Genomic DNA, 4,286 nt, shown 5'->3' with positions numbered 1-4,286 from the left:
TCCGGCTCGTCCGCTTTTCGGCGAGACATAAATCAAATCTGTAGTGCCGCCGGTTGCGGCACAGCTTTTGAGATCAAGGCCGAAGCCCAGCTCTTCCAGCAACATCAGTTCAAAACGCAGCAACAGTTCACCGGCAGCAACCGGCGTGTCACAATGCTCCAGCAAGAGCTGCAATGTTTCATAGAGATTTTCGTGCGGGTCGCGCTCCGGCAGCAAGCGCAAATGCGCTGCGGCCAGCTGAATAGCAAACAGCGCCACCGGCAGATCAATCAGCCGCGCTGCGGAAAAGCTCAGAGGCTCGATCTGGTAAGACCCCAGATGCTCATCGAGTCGCGCCCACCAATGTAGCGAAACATGATTGCCGACCTGCAGCATCGGCTGCATACGTTTGGAGCGGCCACCGCGCACCACACCCATATGGCGGCCATGGGCACGGGTCATCACCTCCACAATGGCACTGCTTTCACCGTGCCGTCTTGTGCCGAGAATGATGCCCTCGTCGCGCCACTCCATAATCAGTTAACCTCAGGAATTCGGGAATTCCAGCCCCATTTCACGGTAACGCTCAGGGTCATTGCCCCAGTTGTCACGCACTTTCACGAACAGGAACAAGTGAACCGGCTGCTCGAGAATAGCAGACATTTCCTTGCGGGATGCCTGACCGATTGCCTTAATCGTCTCACCTTTATGGCCGAGAACAATCTTCTTCTGGCTGTCGCGCTCGACATAGACCACCTGCTCGATACGCACCGAACCGTCTTTGCGCTCTTCCCACTTTTCGGTTTCTACCGTCGAGGAATAAGGCAATTCTTCATGCAAGCGCAAATAGAGCTTCTCACGGGTCACTTCCGCTGCCAGCTGGCGCATCGGCATATCAGAAATCTGATCTTCCGGATAATACCAAGGGCCGTAAGGCATTTGGGCAACCAGATATTTCAGCAGATCTTTACAGCCCGAACCATTCAGCGCCGAAATCATGAAAGTGCTTTCAAATTTCACTTTCTCATTGGCGGCCTGTGCCAGTTCCAGCAGCTTTGGCGGGTCAACACGATCAACTTTGTTGAGGATCAGAATCTTTTTCTGATGCGTGTTTTCAACACTGGCCAGCAAAGCCTCAGCGGATTCATTCAGACCGCCCTGTGCATCAAGCAGGATCAGCACCAGATCGGCATCACGGGCACCGCCCCAAGCGGTTGTGACCATAGCGCGGTCAAGACGGCGCTTCGGCTTGAAGATACCCGGTGTGTCAACCAGCACGATCTGTGTCTGATCTTCAGTGATAATGCCACGCACCAGAGCACGGGTGGTCTGCACCTTATGGGTCACAATCGACACTTTAGTGCCGACTAAACGGTTCACCAAAGTGGATTTGCCCGCATTCGGCGCACCAATCAGCGTCACGAAACCCGAACGGGTCTGTGCTTCTGCTGTGGTTGCGCTATCACCCTGCGGATGGTTGATTTCAGTCATTTTTATCTCTTTTAAGCCAAGCGCTGTATCGGAAATGCTCTGAAGAACCTGCGCAGGTTTAACGAGCTCTATTTAAGTTTAGCGCACATCTTATTCCGAAAACCGGTTTCCACTTTTCGGGATGTGCTTAAGTTTAGCGCAAATACGGAAACTTTATAAGATCAGTTATTTCTGCCAGACACCTTGGCGGTGCAGCAGATTTTCAGCGGCATCCTGCTCGGCAATACGTTTGGAACGTCCTGTTCCGGTTGCCGGCTGAAAACCGGAAATTGCTACTTCCACCACAAAGACAGGCTCATGGTCGGGACCAGTGCGGCTGACAATGCGGTAAACAGGTTGCAGTTTGCCTTGCTGTTTACCCTGCTGATGTGCCCATTCCTGCAACTCAGTTTTAGCATCACGGCGCGCCGCATCGCTCACTCTGGAACGTGGCTCCCAGTATTTCAGCACAAAACCACGTGCAGCTTCCAAGCCACCATCCAGATAAATCGTGGCAATCAGTGCTTCAATCACATCGGCGCGCACATTGAGCAGGCGCTTGTCATTGAGGCTTTTGATGTCGGAACCGGTTTCAATCAGATCACCCAGACCGATTTCATCAGCAACAGATGCACAGCCCTCAGCGCTGACCAGCGCATTCAGGCGCACGGACAACTCACCTTCCGGCGCATCGGGAAAAGCCGCAAACAGCATTTCCGCAATAATCAGTCCTAGAACGCGGTCACCGAGAAATTCCAGACGCTCATAATTGGAGCCGGATTGCGGCCGTGCGCTGGAATGTGTCAATGCGCGCTCAAGGCGCGCATGATCGACAAAGCTATGACCGGTTTTTTCTTCCAGTATTTTTATACGCTGGCGATCAGAAACCATTATCAGGCTCCTGACCGGCAGCTTTATTGTTGTTTAATTTCGTCAAAACACACATCAGTTATTTGTCGTTACAACGGATTTAGGATTTTCCGTTGCTCCGACCCAGTTCAGCAAGCGGTCGAACCGCAGATTGGTTGGCCAGCGCCACAGTTCCAGCGGGCTGTATTTTCCGGAAATGGAGAAGAAGATCACATTGGCGCGGCCAACAAGATTTTCATAAGGCACATAGCCTACAGAATAGCGGCTATCCAGCGAGTTATCGCGATTGTCACCCATCATGAAATAATGACCGGCAGGTACCTCGAATACACGCGTATTGTCGCCCATAGCATTCGGGTTCACGTCCAGCGTTTCGTAAGAAATGCCATTCGGCAATGTCTCGCGATAAACTTCAATCGGACGATTTTCATCGGTCACGTCAGGATTGGCAATCTCGCCAACCTTCTCGCGCTGCACTGCCACATCATTGATATAAACAACGCTGTCGCGCACCTGAATCTTGTCGCCAGGCAAGCCGATTACGCGTTTGATATAATCAATATTGGTATCGCTTGGCAGCTTGAATACGACAACATCACCGCGCTTCGGCTCAGCACCCCATATGCGGCCTTCAAACAGATCCGGTGACAGCGGCAGGGAATATTTCGAATAGCCATAGGCATATTTGGAAACGAACAGATAATCACCTTCCAGAAGCGTCGGACGCATCGAGCCTGACGGAATGCTGAATGGCTGAAACAGCAAGGTACGGATCACAAGTGCCAGCAGCAAAGCCTGCACAATAATACTGACGAGTTCACCAACACCGCCGGACTTTTTCACTTCATTCTTGTTAGACAAGCTGGGTTTTCTCCGCTTCTGCGCGTTTATTGTGCGACTCTTAACCTCTACAAAGCCATGAAGCAATCATGAACTCGCAACTCAAAGGACTGCGCCCCGCCTGCGTTGCATAAAACCCGCATCCTATGCCGGTTTTTGAGTAAAAAAGCCCATACCGGCTCTTGATATTTTCGTTTGCGATTCACGACTGAAATGCCGACAGCTTTGAGCCTGAAAATTGTTCAAATTATTGCATTTACCGGCTCTATCGCTCTGGTTATCACCAAACAGACATGATGTATTCTCTGGCGTAATGTTCATAAATCAGCGCCCGAATGCCGTTACAAAACGACGATCGAACGCTGCATAAAACGCACGGGAATAAACATAATCATGTCTCAGCCAGTGGAAATCCGTCTCTTCACAGCACAGGATAAAGCAGCATGGCTGCCTTTATGGAAAGCCTATCAGGATTTTTATAAGACCAGCATTGCCGACAACGTCACCGATTTAAGCTGGCAAAGATTGCTGGATGCGAATGAACCTATGAATGGTGCGCTGGCAATTATTGAGGGTAAGATTGCCGGTTTTGTACATTATATCCGCCACCGATCCACATGGTCGACAGGCGGTTACTGCTATTTGCAGGATCTCTACGTTAATCCGGATGTTCGCGGCAAAGGCCTTGGCCGCGCACTGATTGAGCATGTTTATCAAGCTGCAGCGGAAGCAGACTGCTCACGCGTCTACTGGCTGACCCATGAGACCAATACGGATGCGATGGTGCTCTATGACCGCGTTGCCGATAAATCCGGCTTCATTCAATATCGCAAAATGCTGTGATGTGTGAAAGCGCCCGTGATTGTGCGGGCGCTGCTTTTAAGCCGGTACGGCTTCAATAATCACAAAAGCCTGCGCCATCGGATATTCATCCGTAATACTCAGATGCACAACAGGCTTCATGCCTTCCGGCATCATGGATTGCAGGCGAACTTCAGCGCCATTGGTGAGGTGCATCGTCGGCTTACCTGAGGGCAAATTAATCACTTCCATGTCCCGCCAGAAAACACCATGAGACAGACCGGTACCCAGAGCTTTGGAACAAGCCTCCTTGGCGGCAAAACGCT

At 51.2% G+C, this 4,286-nt stretch carries 6 protein-coding genes; 1 reads left to right on the top strand and 5 read right to left on the bottom strand.

Annotated elements, in window-relative coordinates; all coding sequences use genetic code 11:
* The 4 genes from recO to lepB form a co-directional block, all read right to left on the bottom strand.
* Window positions 1–513: DNA repair protein RecO (gene recO, locus A918_RS0115705; RefSeq protein ID WP_022711975.1), on the bottom strand; the 513-nt coding region annotated here is incomplete at its 3' end.
* Window positions 514–525: 12 nt separating this feature from the next.
* Window positions 526–1,470, bottom strand: a complete 945-nt coding sequence (era, locus tag A918_RS0115700; RefSeq protein WP_022711974.1) for a GTPase Era — start codon at window positions 1,468–1,470, stop codon at window positions 526–528.
* Between the two features lie 165 nt (window positions 1,471–1,635).
* Window positions 1,636–2,340: a ribonuclease III gene (gene rnc / locus A918_RS0115695; protein WP_022711973.1), complete on the bottom strand. Its 705-nt coding sequence runs from the start codon at window positions 2,338–2,340 to the stop codon at window positions 1,636–1,638.
* Between the two features lie 54 nt (window positions 2,341–2,394).
* Window positions 2,395–3,180 (bottom strand): signal peptidase I, encoded by a 786-nt coding sequence (gene lepB / locus A918_RS20765; protein ID WP_022711972.1) that lies wholly within the window; start codon window positions 3,178–3,180, stop codon window positions 2,395–2,397.
* 372 nt (window positions 3,181–3,552) lie between these two features.
* On the opposite strand from lepB, the gene A918_RS0115680 reads away from it, so the two are divergent.
* Complete coding sequence (locus A918_RS0115680) at window positions 3,553–4,002, top strand: GNAT family N-acetyltransferase (RefSeq protein WP_022711971.1); 450 nt, start codon at window positions 3,553–3,555, stop codon at window positions 4,000–4,002.
* A 36-nt stretch (window positions 4,003–4,038) separates the two neighbouring features.
* Here A918_RS0115680 and A918_RS0115675 read toward each other — a convergent pair.
* The coding region (locus tag A918_RS0115675) for a holo-ACP synthase (protein ID WP_022711970.1) at window positions 4,039–4,286 on the bottom strand (248 nt) is incomplete at its 5' end.

Source organism: Pseudochrobactrum sp. AO18b (genome assembly GCF_000409565.1).
Classification (GTDB): domain Bacteria; phylum Pseudomonadota; class Alphaproteobacteria; order Rhizobiales; family Rhizobiaceae; genus Pseudochrobactrum; species Pseudochrobactrum saccharolyticum.
This window is presented reverse-complemented; position numbering and strand designations above follow the sequence as displayed.